Source organism: Geotalea uraniireducens Rf4 (assembly GCF_000016745.1).
Lineage (GTDB): Bacteria > Desulfobacterota > Desulfuromonadia > Geobacterales > Geobacteraceae > Geotalea > Geotalea uraniireducens.
In genome coordinates this window covers 2,048,304-2,063,208 of sequence record NC_009483.1, presented here as the reverse complement: position 1 = coordinate 2,063,208, position 14,905 = coordinate 2,048,304, and the positions used below count along the sequence as shown (strand labels likewise).

Below are 14,905 nucleotides of genomic sequence, written 5' to 3'. Positions count from 1 at the left end.
CAGCCCTGGTATCCGCCCTTACACAAGCCCTTCCCGTTCCAACAGTCCGAAAATCTCCCGCGCCTTTGCCTCCATCCGCCTCGCCTCGGACTCGCCGCTACGTTCATGGTCGTATCCGGTTATGTGGAGGATACCGTGCAACAACAGGAAAGAAAGTCGGGCAAAAAAGGGCATTCCACCCTCTTCAGCCTCGCGGGCTGCGGTGTCGGCCGAGATGATCACATCACCCAGCACTTCCGGGTTCAGCTCGCCGAAAAGCCCTTCCTGCATGGCAAACGAAATGACATTGGTCGGCTTGTCCCGTTCCAGGTAGTCCCTGTTCAGGCGGCGGATGCTCCGGTCGCCGACAATGGTGAGGGACAATTCGCTGTCAGGACATTCCAAGGCGCTTAAGATCTTCTCCGCCACTTTTCTTAGTTTCTTCGCCTCGATCGGCCAGCGTCTTTGCCGGTTCGCTATAGCTATTTTCAAGGTTTTTCTTTCCTCCGCTACCCTTGTCTTTGAAAACCGGTTCGGGGTAATCTATACGGTGATGATAGATGCCGGCAAGTATCCGGTTAAAGCTCTTGGCAATTTCATGGAGATTTTTCAGGGTCAGCTCGCACTCATCCAGTTGGCCGTCGATGAAGATGTTGTTGATGATCTTCTGCACCATCCCCTGGATGCGAGCGGGGGTCGGATCAGTCAAGGTCCTGGAGGCTGCCTCGACACAGTCGGCTAAAAGGACCAGTCCCGCTTCACGGGTCTGCGGCTTGGGGCCGGGATAGCGGAAATCCTTCTCTTCCACCCCCTGCGCATCCGAGATCACAAGGCTCTTGGCTTTCTGATAAAAAAAGGTGATGAGCGACGTACCGTGGGACTGACGGATAATATCTATGATCGGCTGGCCAAGGCGGTTCTCCCTGGCCAGTTCCGCCCCTTCCTTGACATGGGAGATGAGGATCAGGGCACTCATGCTCGGAGAAAGCTTGTCGTGGCGGTTTTCACCACCTCCGACGTTTTCGATGAAGTAGAGGGGCTTGCTGATCTTCCCCACATCGTGATAGTAGGCAGCTACCCTTGCCAGAAGGGGATTGGCATTGATCGCCTCGGCACCGGCCTCAACCAGATTTCCCACCACCACGCTGTGATGGTAAGTACCGGGTGCACGGATCATGAGCTCCCTGAGAATGGGAGTATTGAGGTTGGCCAGTTCCAGCAGCTTGATGTCGGTGGTATAGTGGAACAGGGTCTCGATCAGGGGAATGGCGCCGGTGGCATAGGCAGCGTTGATAATACCCCCGACCAAGGCAAAAACCACGCAGTAAACGGTCTGCATGGTAAAGGCATTGTCACTGAAAAACTGGAAAGAAACCGCCATGGCAACATTCACCACGCTCACCTTCAAGCCGGCCGTATAAATGGCCCCTCTCTCCTTGCACTGACGAACGCCGTGTGCCCCGACGATTCCCCCCAGGAGGGCGTAAACGACCACCTGAAGGCTGTTGTTGAACATCATCCCCAGGAGCGGCGCGCAAATGGCGCAATAAACGAGGGCCACCTCGGAATTGATAATAATGCGCACGATGATGGCACTGGCTGCAAAAGGAAAAAGGTAGTAATAGTCGGCGGTGTCAATAAAGGGGAAGAGCCCCCCCATCGCAGTAGATACGGCAAATGTTATCTTCAGTAACAGAAAGTTGCCTATGGTCAGCAAGGTAAGGAGCAGTATGTCCTTATTGGAAGGGTCGAACTTGCGGATGTTCTTGCGGGCGAAACGGTACGGAAAGTAGAAAAGCACCAGCACCAGCCCCAGTATGCCGACCCCCATGAAGAACCGGTTAATGCCACGGGACTCGAAGATATTCTCCAGCTTCATCGCCTGTTCCTGGGTAATCCGCTCGCCCACCCGGACAATCATCTCCCCCCTCTTCAACTGGAACAGGACGGGACGCACGGCAGCTTTCGCTTCATGCCTCAATTGATCAGTCGCCTCACGGTCGAAGGTAAGACTGGGGGCTATCATCCTGGACAGCACCCCCTTTATGACCTCCACATCGCGGGGGGAAGCGCCAATGGCGATCTTCATCCCGGCAAGGGCCTTCCGTCCATCAACCAGATCCACATAGAGGGAGTAATCGCCGGCAGCAACCTCACGTTTTGTTTCCAGGTCGGTAACGAGTAGACCGTGGTTCCGGTCGGCAGTAAACCCCTTTTTATCGGCGACTACCTTCTGCCGGTAAAGGGCCGCGGTGACACGGCTTATCTCGGCCAACAGCACCTGGTCCGACTTTATCCTGGCGAGGGTTGCCGCCTCGGCGGCAGAAAGGTCCAACTGCAAAGCGCCGTCGAGATTCCGCAGGAGAGTATCGCCGGACATTTCTTTGTCACCCTCCCGCGCCTCGCGGACCAGGGCCATTGACTTCTCGAAACGCCGGGTAACGTCTAGCGGGGCACCGGCATTAAAATTATAGACGAAGGGAGCAGCATTACCGGCCTCGGAACGCTTCTTCTCGGTAAGGGGGCGGTCCTCCAGAAGATAGTCCTGGGTGGCCCTGATATCCGACGTTGCGATATCGCCGGCCTTATATTTAACAACGTTGAACTGACTGCTGGGAATAATCAGTAGGGTAAGGAAAAATGCGGTAAAAAAGAGGAGAATGAAGCGGTTCCGTTTTTCGTGCTTCGCACCGGAAAACCTCTCCAGTAATGAGTCCAGGCAGGTTTCGCCAAGCAATACAAGCGAACCTTTAATTTGTTTTTCGTTATCGCCGCTTTCAGTGGGCATTCTGAGTGTTATTCCCGTGATCGGCACCCCACCTTATTAAAGGTTGAGCGACGACAGCCTTGTTACAGTTAGTTTCCCATGAGAAACGTAGCCTGTTCCGTTAAGATTTTTTGCGGTAAACAGGTCATAGACAAGCGTTTAATATATCCCTATCCCCGCATACTGTCAACTTAAACCATTTTTCAGCGTTAACGAACATTTACAAAACTGCTTCCATTTATGTGAAAGTGTGATATATAGTCTTGTTTGTTATTGCAGGCAACGAAGCCTGTCCACTATCAATGATCAGGGGGAATAATGAGCCAGATTACAGATGTGTACGCCAGGGAGATCCTCGATTCACGGGGCAATCCGACACTGGAAGTGGAAGTCTTTCTCGAATCGGGAGCCATGGGCAGAGCAGCGGTCCCGTCCGGCGCCTCAACAGGAGAGCGGGAAGCTCTGGAACTGCGCGACGGCGACAAGGGTCGCTATCTCGGCAAGGGTGTTCTGAAGGCTGTTGCCAACGTCAACGACATCATTGCCGATGAAGTGATCGGCATGGAAGCGACTGACCAGGTTGGGATCGACAGGAAGATGCTCGATCTGGACGGCACCGAATATAAAAGCAAACTGGGAGCCAACGCCATCCTCGGCGTTTCCCTGGCCGTGGCCAAGGCCGCTGCCGACGAAGTAGGGCTTTCCCTTTATCAGTATATCGGCGGATCAAACGCCAAGGAACTGCCGTTGCCGATGATGAACATCATCAACGGCGGCGCCCATGCCGACAACAACGTGGACATCCAGGAATTCATGATCATGCCGGCCGGCGCCAAAAACTTTGCCGAAGCGCTCCGCATGGGTGCGGAAATTTTTCACGCTCTCAAGGCGGTTCTTAAAGCCAAAGGTTACAACACCGCCGTCGGCGACGAAGGTGGCTTTGCACCGAACCTGAAGTCCAACGAAGAGGCACTGCAAGTAATCATGGAAGCGATCACCAAGGCCGGCTTCAAACCGGGCGAGGATGTGCTGCTCGCCCTGGACGTGGCCTCCTCCGAGTTGTTCAAGGACGGCGTCTATACCCTGGAAAACGAGGCACAGCCGCAGAAAACCGCCGACCAGCTCATCGATTTCTACGAGAACCTGGTCAACAAGTACCCGATCATCTCCATCGAGGACGGCATGGCAGAAAACGACTGGGACGGCTGGAAGAAAATGACCGAGCGCCTCGGCAAAAGAATCCAGATCGTCGGCGACGACCTGTTCGTCACCAACCCCAGGATACTCAAGGAAGGGATCGACAAGGGAATTGCCAACTCCATCCTGATCAAGCTCAACCAGATCGGTACCCTAACCGAGACCCTCGATGCCATTGAAATGGCCAAGCGGGCCGGCTACACCACGGTCATCTCGCACCGCTCCGGCGAAACCGAGGACACCACCCTGGCCGACCTTTCCGTGGCAGTCAACGCCGGCCAGATCAAGACCGGCTCGCTCTGCCGCACCGATCGGGTCTGCAAGTACAACCAGTTGCTGCGCATCGAGGACGAGCTGGACGCCGTGGCGCTGTTCAGAGGGAAAGAGGTTTTTTACAACCTGAAGAAATAGACGCACCATGGCAATAAGGTGCGCCGTTCATTAGCCGCAATGAAAAGAGCGGGTGGAAGTATCGATACGATACTTCCACCCGCTCTTTTTTGTCGCAGTCAGAGAAATCGGAGGAAAAATTCAGAAATCACGACATCAGAAAAACTCCAGTTTATTTCACGCCGTAAAGCCGTTCCAGACAATGGATTACAGTGGGCATCGCTTTGACATATGCCCCTCATAAGCGTATTATATAATCAAAAGAAGAAGTTCTCTGAAAATAAGAAAGTGGTGCTACATGAGACAACGCTGAATAAGCTGTTCATACTTCATCCGTCATGAGCGTACAAACCTCTGGAAAAAGGGGAAACGGAGCGGATACCCGGTTGCATGGCCCTCCAAGGAGCATGCGACTGAAGCTCGGGAAATTTCCACCGACGGATTAGAATAAAGAGCCTCGATGTAACACCATAAAATAAAAGCCCGGAAGTAATATCACTTCCGGGCTTTTCCGTTTACGCTCCCCGGCTTTGACAGAGTGGTTCTCCACCCGCCCGAATTAAAATCAACCCCAGTAAAACATCCGCCGCTGCGCTGGTGATAAGCCCCAGCGGGATCAGGACGACAACCGCAAAGCAAAAGCCGGTAGCTATCGACAGGTAGCAAAAGGGCTTGAGCCTGCCGTGGAGTTTGTCCGGCAAACGGAGCAGCCTGTAACCGAAGACGGCTTGGGCGATGCCGAGCGGAACGATGAGGAAGAGGGCAAACATCCCCCCCGCCTCCTGGAGCGTCCGGCTGAGGAGGCCGAGCATGCTGAAAACGGTCAGGGCAATATTGGCCCATATCTGGATCTTGATAAGGATATCCGTATCGTGGAAACCATGGCGGCTGTTGATGAATTCCTTGAGCGCCAGAAGGATATAGACAAAAAGAAGCGTCGAGGCCACCATCAGCATCGTTTGGAGCGCCCGCGCCCCGTAATCGCTCTGCAAACCGAGCATGATCGAGAGGAGAAAGAGCGGAATGGTGATGACGGCGTTGACGACAGCAAGCCGGCCAGCCCGTATGAACTGCTCAGGTGTCACGTTGTCTCTCCTCAGTAATTACCCATAGCTTGACGCATTCATCCGTTGCCATTTCCGTTCTAATCCGTTGCAAACGGCCGGTAGCTTATATCAAGAACAGTGAAGGTCGTAGCACCCGCCGGGCGTCGTACCACCACCTCATCCCCTTCCTGTTTGCCGAGGAGGGCTCGTCCCACGGGAGAATCCATGCTGATGAATCCCTTGGCCACGTCAAATTCATCGGGTCCCACTATCCGGTACACCACCTCGTCGCCATCTTCTGTTTCCAGGCGCACCCAGGCACCGAAGAATATCTTCCCCTGCCGTTCCGGCTGATTATTCACAACAGTCAGCGCATCAAGCCGCTTGATGAGGAATCGGACACGACGGTCAATCTCGCGCAGGCGCTTTTTGCCGTAAATGTACTCGGCATTCTCCGAACGGTCCCCTTCTGCCGCAGCATCTGAAACGGCCTGGGTCACGCGAGGACGCTCCACCTTCCAGAGGTAATCCAGTTCATCACGCAGACATTTTGCCCCTTCAGGGGTTATATAATTAGAGCGTGGTTCTTCTGCGCCCATTTTTTTCACCATGACATTTTCCTTGTGGTTTTCTGACAGACAATTGTCCGCTAAAATAATTGCAGGCGAGCCGGATCAAATTTGATTGAATGAGATTCCGCGACAATTTCTACCACAGAAACCAGAAAATAACGAAGTAAATATCAGCATTGTCCGGTTTGGTCTTTGCAAGGTTCTTTGAGAATGTAAAAAAGTTGTAAAATCAGCGTTATACCGCATTATTTGCTTGACTTTGAGTAAAAAAACGGTGGTCCGCACTCGTAACTATCCAATATTACAGGAGTTACGATATGCGACCGTTCAAACGACTGAAACAAAGACGAAAATCACGCGCTTTCAAATTGCTTCTTACCCCGATTTTTGAGAGATTCAAGTCAGATAATGAACTTGAATCCAGGGGGTATCGCCCGTTGCAAATGACTTTCGATGATCAGCTAAAAGCCCTGATCTTTTATCACTTGGAAGAGTTCTCTTCCGGGAGCGAACTTCTCCAGGCGCTGGATCAGGATGACTTCGCCAAGGAATGTGTTGCTCCCCCCAAGGGAATCAAAAAGAGCTCTTTCTTTGAGGCAATCAACAACCGTGGTCTTGAACAGCTTTCCGAGGTATTCGGGCATCTTGTCAAGCAAGCAGGCAGAGTGCTTCCCGATGAATATGCTCACCTTGGCAATCTGGTATCCATAGACGGTTCTTTGATAGATGCTGTTCTATCTATGGAATGGGCAGATTACCGAAGCGGCTCTAAGAAGGCCAAGGCCCATATCGGCTTCGATATCAACCGTGGTATTCCAAGGAAGATATTCCTGACCGACGGTAAAGAGGGTGAGCGCCCCTTTGTTGATAAGATCATCGACAAAGGCGAAACCGGTGTCATGGATCGTGGGTATCAGTCTCATAATCACTTTGACCAGTGGCAGGCCGCCGAGAAGTTTTTTGTCTGCCGTATCAGGGAGAATACACACAAAACCGTCATCAGAGAGAATGCCGTAAATCCTGACAGTATTGTCTTCTATGACCAGATAGTACTTCTCGGCACCAAAGGTATAAACCAGACTGAGAAAGAGCTGCGCCTTGTTGGTTACCGTATTGACGGCAAGGACTACTGGGTAGCAACCAACAGATACGACCTGACGGCTGAAGAAGTGGCCCAGGTTTATAAACTGCGCTGGAACATAGAGACCTTCTTCGGTTGGTGGAAACGCCACCTAAAGGTGTATCACCTGATTGCCAGAAGCGAATATGGTCTCATGGTTCAAATACTTGGTGGTCTCATCACCTATCTGCTGCTAGCCATCTATTGCCGTGAGCAGCACCAGGAGCCAGTCAGCATTAGCAGGGTACGAGAATTACGCAATCAGATTGCAAATGAAGCAGCAGCCGAACAGCAGAGCCGTCGCACAAGAATACAAGGTAACTCAAACAAAATTAGACAGTTGAAACGTAAGAAACGTCGTGCAAAAACCTAACCGGAAGTTACTGAGTAAATATGATTGATGCTATTCTTTGAGCCAATGTAATTCAAGGCTTACGGCCTGATCCCGTTCATTTCAGTCAGTGCCTGTTACACAGTCAATATTTTCGACGCTGTAGCCTTAACTGTCAAAGCCCCAATCATCCAATCCAATCCACAACCCATTTCTAAACAAACTTTTTTTCACCCAATCATAAATAATTGCATTTTAAATTAAAGTTTTTTTTGAATGCGTACGATAGGTACGTTGACGGTTCATTAAAACGCCTACGGACTTACATGCTTGTCGAGGAGATAACATGAAGGTAATGGTACGCTACGACGACGAAAGCTATGACATTGTTGAAGATTATTGCCTGGAATACCTGATACGTACGGGGAATATCACCGAATTCTGCCGCACGGACAAATGGGTAAAAATCGGCGTTGACAGAATACGGGAGGATGGCCTTAGCTATGACAAGTACCAGGACAAGGAAAGGCGGAAGGCAAAACTGACGAATAGCGGCAATTAACTTCAGAAGTGACGAAGAGGGCCATTACAATCGACATACTAAAACAAGGGGACAGCCGACCAGACTGTCCCCTTGTTTTTTATTACCATATCGAAGGTGCTCACTCCAGAATCATGTAATCAGCGTCGTTAACTGTAACGTCTTTCCTTGCCATTTCAGGAAATTCCGGGAGTATAACCTTATATGTCAGATGCGAGGACTGCCCTATCTCCGCAGGCATTCCCCTTTTCAGCGCATGGCCTGTCCCAGTAAGAACCACCATGGTTTGTCCGACATGCTTTTCAAAATAACCGATGATTCGCGAAGCCATTGCCACGTTCCACAATTTCTGGGCTTCACAGAAATGGACAAAGGATTTCTCGTCCCTGGTGTGGGTTGTATAGGCACGTCTTATGAACGCCATGTAGGCAGCATCCACATCACAGGTGATGCCGGATGGCACTTTTTTCAATTCTTTGCGCGTAAGCGATCCAAATCCCCGGCGTGCCACTTTCTGGGGTATACCCTGCTCAATGTTAAGACCTAGAAGCGGAATCCCATGGTCACGGGCATAGAGGAAAATTTCACTGTACAAAGACCACGGCATCCGCCAGTTGTCGTAATAGAGTCGGATAAAGCTCGGTTTGTCCAGTTTTCCCGCAATCCAGCGGTCGAGCTGCCGCTGATTGTCGGCGTTGAACATCTCCAGACCTATCACCAGCGGTCTGTCTGCCTGATGGAAAGCGTCAATGACGTCAAGCTGCAATTGATGATGTTCGGGGTTGTCGTGGTTTTCGCCGATAACCACCACCTGGGTGCCCTTGATTTCGTCCATCATCCGACTGAAGCTGATTATCTTTCGGTCACTGACCCTGAGAACCGATCGCTCGGCGTGACATTCTCCCCCCCTCGGAAGCGACAGCAGAAAGAAGAGCGCCAGACCAAGCCGCATAAGAAATAGCGGTACAGCCGTCCAAGAATTTTGCATAGGTTATCCCCCGTTCGATGTTCGTGGGACAAACCGCCTAAACCCCGGTAATCGCCCGGTATATTCCCCACGGCGTCGATTCCACAACAACTATTTCCTTGTGCAAGGCATCCTGCAGATCGGCCACAGACAAGTCGTCGAGAAACACACCCTCCCCCTCTTTCAACATCACATCGGGGATCAGGACCAAATCCCCGACCTCCACCTCCCGGAGACCGTCAATGATATCCCGACCGGAAACCAGACCGGTAACGGTGACACTATCGCCGAACAGACGATTTCTGATCGCCACTGGACGAAAGGTAATGCCGGTTTTTTGCCCCAGGTTGCGGAGGAAATCGCTAAGATACTGATAAGGTGACTCGCCGGTGACAACGGTAATCGTAGCGGGCTGCAAAGGTTGAGCCTGGTCGAGAACTTCGGCGGCCTCATCGAGAAAGAGCGGCACCATCCCTACCCCGTTTTCCACCTGGTGAAAATCCCCGTACTCCTCAATGGGAGGAAACGGAAGGCCGGCCTTGATGAAAAACTCGTCGGCGAAGAAGAGAAACGGTTCGCCCAACCGCCCGGCAAGCTCCTTCGCACGCGGTTGCCAGGCTGCAATCAGGTCGGCGGCGTAGTCACTGGTCACCGGTCGCAGCTCCGGCAGACCTTTGCGATGCCGGGTCAATCCCAACGGCACCACCGCCAGCGAGGCAACCAGGGGATAAAGGGCCGCCAGGTCATTGACCGTCTGCTCCAGGAAACTGCCGTCATTGATTCCGGGGCAGAGCACTACCTGGGTGTGCATGGTGATGCGGGCAGCGGCAAGCTCCTCCATAACCTCAAGGATCGGAACGATCCCGGACTTGCCGAGCAGCTTTTCCCGCAACAGGGGATCGGTTGCGTGAACGGAGATGTAAAGCGGCGACAGTCGCTGTTCTTTGATCCGTTCGACCTCCGCACGACCGATGTTGGCAAGGGTGACGTAATTGCCGTACAAAAAGGATAGGCGATAATCCTCATCTTTCACATAGAGCGGTGCGCGCAGCCCTTTGGGAAGTTGGTGAACGAAACAAAAAACGCACTTGTTGCCGCACTGGGCCGGAACCGGCGCCGGGAACATCAGGCCGAGCGGCTCGGACTCATCCCGTTCGACCTCGATCTCCCACACCTCGCCGTCGCTTTTGACCACTTCCAGGGTCAGTTCCTCATCGGCCGAGAAAAAGTTATAGTCGATTATATCCCGCAACCGGTGGCCGTTTATGGCCAGGAGCCGATCACCCGCCTCTATTTCCAGCTCGGAGGCAACGCTGCCGGGCATGACTTTTTCAATGAGTAATCCGTCCATCAGGCACCTTTATAGTAGGCTGTTCTCCGGTAATAATCGAGCAGCGAGCGGAAAAATACGTTCAAAACAGCGGTCACCGGCACCGCCAGGAGCATGCCGAAAATGCCGAACAACTGGCCGCCGATCAGTAGCGCCAGAATGGTGATGATTGGGTGCAGGCCGACCTTGTCCCCGACGATTTTCGGGGTAATGATCCCTCCTTCCGCAGCCTGAACCAGGGCGAACCAGCCCAGGCAGAGAAGCGGGTGGAGAAAGTCGTGGAATTTGAGCAGCGCCATGGTCATGGAGAAAATTATGCCGAGGATGGTGCCGAAATAGGGGATGATGAACAGGGCGCCCGCCAGCGTTCCGATCAGCACCGCCAGGTCGATGCCGATAACATAAAGGCCGATGCTGTAGAGCACGGCAAGGATGGCGCAGACCGACAACTGGCCGCAAACAAAGGCGGACAAGACCTCATTGACCTCACCTACTCTCTCCCGCAACCGGTCCCGGTGGCGTTCGGGGATGAGGTCGAGCATACCGCTTTTCATTTCGGACAGGTCGCTGAGGAAATAGTAAAGATAGATCGGGGTGATGAAATAGCCGAGCACGGCAAGGATAAAGGCAAGGGTAGAGCTGAAGGCCCGGGTAACGACTGCAAAGGTCTCTTTGAACAGGTTGAAAGAGATGCCGCGCAGCTCTTCCAGTGCGGCGTTCAGGTGCTGGTAGGCCTTTGCGGGAGTTTCGATATCCAGATAGGTCTTGACCTCTCCGGGAATGTACCCATAAAGCCGGCCGGCGTATTCCGGCAGGTTTATCTGCACGGTGCTGAATTCGGCCTTCAGAGAGCTGATAAAGAGGAAGCCGGTAAGCATTGCCAGAAGAACGAGGAAACAAAAAACGGCAATGATGGCCACTGTCCGGTTCATCCCCCTCTTCACGAGCATGACGACGAGCGGATTGAGGATATAAGTAAGGATCAGGGCTATAAACACCGGCAGGAAAATGGTCACCGAAAAATAAACCAGAATGATTGCGCCTATGCATAAAAGCCCGGCAAGAACGGCCAGGAATTTTTCTTTATTGTTCATTGGTTAAGTACCGGATGTTGAAATGCGTGTAGGGGAGACCCGTCAGGCCACCCCTACACGCTTTATCCTGAAAAAACATTTTATCGCCGATCAAATCTGATTGATGCAGGAATTGCTGTTCTTTGGTTGAAGCAGACAAATGCTATTGGTGCAGGCGGAACGTGCCGTCCACTGATGTTATGCTTGAGATGGCATGCTTATAGATAAGAATGTCCCCCTGGACTTCCATGAGCACGGAGAAATTATCGAAAGACTTGATATACCCTTCCATCTTGGTACCGGCCATGAGCTGCACAGTAACCTTGACCCGCTCCTTGCGCGCCTGATTCAGATACTGATCCTGGATATTGAACGGTGCTTTCGGCATGATCCTCTCCTTTAAGCAAAAAATTCTATCACATGGTTACAAATAGTAGCAAAACTCTCAGGATATTCAACCCAATTAATTTCAAAATCTTTATTAAACCAGGTCATTTGCCGCTTTGCGTAGTGTCTCGTATCCCTTTTTATCAACTGTACCGCCTCGTCCAGCGTACATTCACCGGCAAGATAGGCGCATATTTCCTTGTAGCCAATGGAGCGCATTGACTTCAGATCGGGAGTGTAACCGGCACGTAAAAGCCCCTCCACCTCGGCGATGAGCCCCTGCTCGATCATCACCTCGACCCGGCTCTCAACGCGGCGATAAAGTTCCTGCCGCTCAACGCGCAGGCCGATCTTAAGGCAATCGTAATAGGTATCGGCAAACCCGTGCTCGCTCCTGAACGTGGATATGGGCCGGCCGGTCTGGCGGTATACCTCCAGGGCGCGGATAATCCGCAGCCGGTCATTGGGGTGGAGGCGTTCCGCCGTTTCAGGATCGACCAGGGCAAGCCGGCGCAACAGCTCCTCGTTGCCCACTGTTTGCGCCAGTTCGACAAGTTCCCGGCGAATGGATTCGTCGCCGCTGGGAGAATCGACCAGCCCCTGGAGCAGTGCCCGGATGTAAAGCCCGGTTCCACCGACAACGAAGACGCTCTTGCCGCGACTATGGATGTCGTCAATGGCAGCAGCAGCCTCCCTGCGGAAATCAGCGGCGGAAAAATTCACGTCCGGTGTGACAATATCGACGAGGTGATGGGGAACGCGTTGCCTCAACTGCGGCGAAGGCTTTGCCGTGCCGATGTCCATACCGCGATAGACCTGCATGGAATCGGCATTGACAATCTCCCCATCGAAACGCTCAGCCAGACGAACCGCCAGTTCGGTCTTGCCGGAAGCGGTCGGCCCGACGATAATTATCAGTTTTATTTTGTCTTCACCATCGACCATCAACATCACCATCCACCATCCACTGCCGACCGACCACCGACCACCGACCACCGACCACCGACCACCGACCACCGACCACCGACCGCCTTTCACTACCTTTTAAACATCCGCTCGATCTCGGGAAGGGTCAAGCTGCGCAGCACCGGCCTGCCGTGGGGGCAGTTGCTGGAAAACTCGGTGGCATCCATCTGGGCAAAGAGGGCACTGATCTCCTGCCCGTTCAGGGGATGGATGCCCCGCACCACACTGTGACAGGCGATGCGGGAAAGGATTTCTTCCAGTGCATCGGCAAAGGTACGGCTTCTGCCGAGAGTTTGCAACTCTTCGAGGATATCCCTCAGGGTGCGCAGGTAGTCCGTGCCGCTCAAGAGACGGGGGACGGCGTTCAACAGCCAGGTTGCGCCGCCGAATTCCTCCAGGGAAAAACCGAGCCTGCCCAGTTCAGCCAGATGCTCCCTGAGAGTCGCCCCTTCCTTGAAAGAAAGCTCGATGGTCTCGGGAAAAAGCAGCCGTTGCGACTCCACTTGTGCCGCGGCAAACTGCGCCTTGAGTTTTTCAAAGGCGACCCGCTCGTGGGCGGCGTGCTGGTCGATGATCACCAGGTCAGTGCCATCCTGACAGAGGATATAGGCAGCATTGAACTGGCCGATAACCGAAAGCGAACAATAATAGCCCTTCGACTCCGTCTTGTCTGACGCGGTATCGTCTTCCCTGGCCGCAACGGGAAGCGAGACAGCGCCTTGCTGCCGCTGGAATGTCGCAGCAGGCGGCACCGTAAAGGACTGCTGCAGATGCTTTTCCGGGCTGTACCTGGCAAGGGTCTCCCGTACCTCGGCAACTCGTGTCGCGCTTGCCTCCGATGCCGGCGGGGGGGAAGCGAACGGTTGCGGCGCTGCCTGCTTCCGCACCCAGGGGGTGGCGCGCAGGACCGACTCCAACGCCGCCTGGATGGCGTCGTGCACCCTCCCCTGCTCGCGGAATCTGACCTCGTGCTTGGTCGGATGGACGTTCACATCCACCTCATCGGCCGGAACAGTGATGAACAGCACCACCACCGGGTAGCGGCCGCGCTCCATGAAGTTGCGGTAAGCCTGAAGCACGGCATGCTGCACCACCTTGTCCTTGATGAAGCGGCCGTTGATGTATGTGTATAGGTGGGAAGCCGCAGAGCGGCTGCATTCCGGTTTGGCGATCAATCCGGTAACGCCGAGCGGGCCGTCGTGAAAATCGAGCGGATAGAGGTCGGCCGACAGTGCCCGGCCGAGGAGAGTCGCCACCCGCTCGCGCAGGTCGGCATCCAGCGCCCGGAATATGGTCCTGCCGTCGTTGTTGTAGATAAAGCGCACATCGGGCCGGGAAATGGCCAGCTTGGTGAGGAGATCCCCCACGTGCCCCGCCTCGGTGTCGCTGCTCTTCATGAACTTCAGCCGCGCCGGGGTGTTGAAAAACAGGTTCCGCACCGAAATCACGGTCCCTTCGGCCATGCCGCAGACCTTGACCTCCTTGACCCGCCCCCCTTCGGCGTAGATCTCCGTTCCTTCGATTGCCCCTTTTTCCCTGGTGGCGAGAGCGAAACGGGAAACAGAAGCAATGGAGGGGAGCGCCTCGCCGCGAAAGCCGAGGGTAGCCAGGCCGAACAGGTCGCTGTCGCTGGCTATCTTGCTGGTGGCATGGCGTTCCAGAGCCAGGAGGGCATCCTCCCGGGTCATGCCGCAACCGGAGTCAGTGACCTTGATCAGCCGCCTCCCACCTGCCTCGATCTCCACCACCACCTCGGAACAGCCGGCGTCAAGGGCGTTCTCCACCAGTTCCTTCACCACCGATGCGGGGCGTTCCACCACCTCGCCGGCGGCAATCTTGTTGGTCAGGTTTTCGGGAAGTATCTTGATGCGTGTGGCCACGGCAAACCTCGTACTACATAGTTCTATGTTCTACGTTCAAAGTTCTGCGTTAAATCATCAACAAGTTTGGCCAGGTATTCGGTATTTATCAGGCCACAAGATACCCCATACAACCTTGATTTGTAAAGCAAGAGATGCTCAGGTCAAGCACCTGCAGAAGAAGGGAAAGATAAATCCGAAGCTTCTTGCCCTGACAGGTTACGGTCCCAACCAACCGGCGGCTTCCAACAACACCCAAAAGGGGAGGAAGCTTAACCGCCGTATTGAGATCGCCCTTGTTCCAATGGAAATGGACCGGCCCACCACAAGCGAGAAAAAAACGCCGGCGAAATAAGCCGAAACACGGGTGCCGCGGCTCC

14 protein-coding genes are annotated in these 14,905 nt (G+C 53.7%); 4 read left to right on the top strand and 10 right to left on the bottom strand.

All coding sequences use genetic code 11. The features are described 5' to 3' along the window. Positions 1 to 18 precede the first annotated feature (18 nt). Positions 19 to 384 carry an rRNA maturation RNase YbeY gene (gene ybeY, locus GURA_RS09035; protein ID WP_456152158.1) on the bottom strand — a complete coding sequence of 122 codons (366 nt, stop codon included), beginning with the start codon at positions 382 to 384 and terminating at the stop codon, positions 19 to 21. After that, positions 371 to 2,767, bottom strand: a complete 2,397-nt coding sequence (locus tag GURA_RS09030) for an HD family phosphohydrolase (protein WP_011938676.1) — start codon at positions 2,765 to 2,767, stop codon at positions 371 to 373. Before GURA_RS09030 ends, ybeY begins: the two co-directional genes overlap by 14 nt. Before the next feature lie 297 nt (positions 2,768 to 3,064). On the opposite strand from GURA_RS09030, the gene eno reads away from it, so the two are divergent. Beyond that, positions 3,065 to 4,354, top strand: coding sequence for a phosphopyruvate hydratase (eno, locus tag GURA_RS09025; RefSeq protein ID WP_011938675.1), 1,290 nt, complete (start codon positions 3,065 to 3,067; stop codon positions 4,352 to 4,354). Positions 4,355 to 4,848: 494 nt separating this feature from the next. Here the strand turns inward: eno and GURA_RS09020 are convergent, their stop codons facing one another. Beyond that, a complete protein-coding gene (locus GURA_RS09020) occupies positions 4,849 to 5,418 on the bottom strand; it encodes a hypothetical protein (protein WP_011938674.1) in 570 nt (189 codons plus the stop codon). Positions 5,419 to 5,477: 59 nt separating this feature from the next. Further along, positions 5,478 to 5,990 (bottom strand): transcription elongation factor GreB, encoded by a 513-nt coding sequence (gene greB / locus GURA_RS09015; RefSeq protein WP_011938673.1) that lies wholly within the window; start codon positions 5,988 to 5,990, stop codon positions 5,478 to 5,480. 278 nt (positions 5,991 to 6,268) lie between these two features. Between greB and GURA_RS09010 the strand changes: the two genes are divergently transcribed. Beyond that, complete coding sequence (locus GURA_RS09010) at positions 6,269 to 7,444, top strand: IS4-like element ISGur4 family transposase (RefSeq protein WP_011937084.1); 1,176 nt, start codon at positions 6,269 to 6,271, stop codon at positions 7,442 to 7,444. Positions 7,445 to 7,748: 304 nt separating this feature from the next. Beyond that, entirely contained in the window at positions 7,749 to 7,964 is a 216-nt protein-coding gene (locus tag GURA_RS09005; protein ID WP_011938672.1) for a GSU3473 family protein, read from the top strand. Positions 7,965 to 8,064: 100 nt separating this feature from the next. Here GURA_RS09005 and GURA_RS09000 read toward each other — a convergent pair whose 3' ends face one another. The 6 genes from GURA_RS09000 to mutL all read right to left on the bottom strand — a co-directional run bounded on the left by GURA_RS09000 (position 8,065) and on the right by mutL (position 14,546). Further along, positions 8,065 to 8,931: a ChaN family lipoprotein gene (locus GURA_RS09000; RefSeq protein WP_011938671.1), complete on the bottom strand. Its 867-nt coding sequence runs from the start codon at positions 8,929 to 8,931 to the stop codon at positions 8,065 to 8,067. A 37-nt stretch (positions 8,932 to 8,968) separates the two neighbouring features. Next, positions 8,969 to 10,261, bottom strand: a complete 1,293-nt coding sequence (locus GURA_RS08995; protein WP_011938670.1) for a DUF512 domain-containing protein — start codon at positions 10,259 to 10,261, stop codon at positions 8,969 to 8,971. Continuing rightward, positions 10,261 to 11,334 (bottom strand): AI-2E family transporter, encoded by a 1,074-nt coding sequence (locus GURA_RS08990; protein WP_011938669.1) that lies wholly within the window; start codon positions 11,332 to 11,334, stop codon positions 10,261 to 10,263. The genes GURA_RS08995 and GURA_RS08990 overlap by 1 nt, the downstream gene beginning before the upstream one ends. 142 nt (positions 11,335 to 11,476) lie before the next feature. Further along, entirely contained in the window at positions 11,477 to 11,701 is a 225-nt protein-coding gene (gene hfq / locus GURA_RS08985; RefSeq protein WP_011938668.1) for an RNA chaperone Hfq, read from the bottom strand. Between the two features lie 11 nt (positions 11,702 to 11,712). Beyond that, on the bottom strand, positions 11,713 to 12,645 hold the full coding sequence (gene miaA, locus GURA_RS08980; RefSeq protein ID WP_011938667.1) for a tRNA (adenosine(37)-N6)-dimethylallyltransferase MiaA: 933 nt from the start codon (positions 12,643 to 12,645) through the stop codon (positions 11,713 to 11,715). Positions 12,646 to 12,737: 92 nt separating this feature from the next. Beyond that, positions 12,738 to 14,546, bottom strand: coding sequence for a DNA mismatch repair endonuclease MutL (mutL, locus tag GURA_RS08975; RefSeq protein WP_011938666.1), 1,809 nt, complete (start codon positions 14,544 to 14,546; stop codon positions 12,738 to 12,740). Here mutL and GURA_RS24225 point away from each other — a divergent pair. Beyond that, positions 14,533 to 14,880, top strand: coding sequence for an OmpA family protein (locus GURA_RS24225; protein WP_157046164.1), 348 nt, complete (start codon positions 14,533 to 14,535; stop codon positions 14,878 to 14,880). The two genes, mutL and GURA_RS24225, sit on opposite strands and share 14 nt — an antisense overlap. Positions 14,881 to 14,905 lie beyond the last annotated feature (25 nt).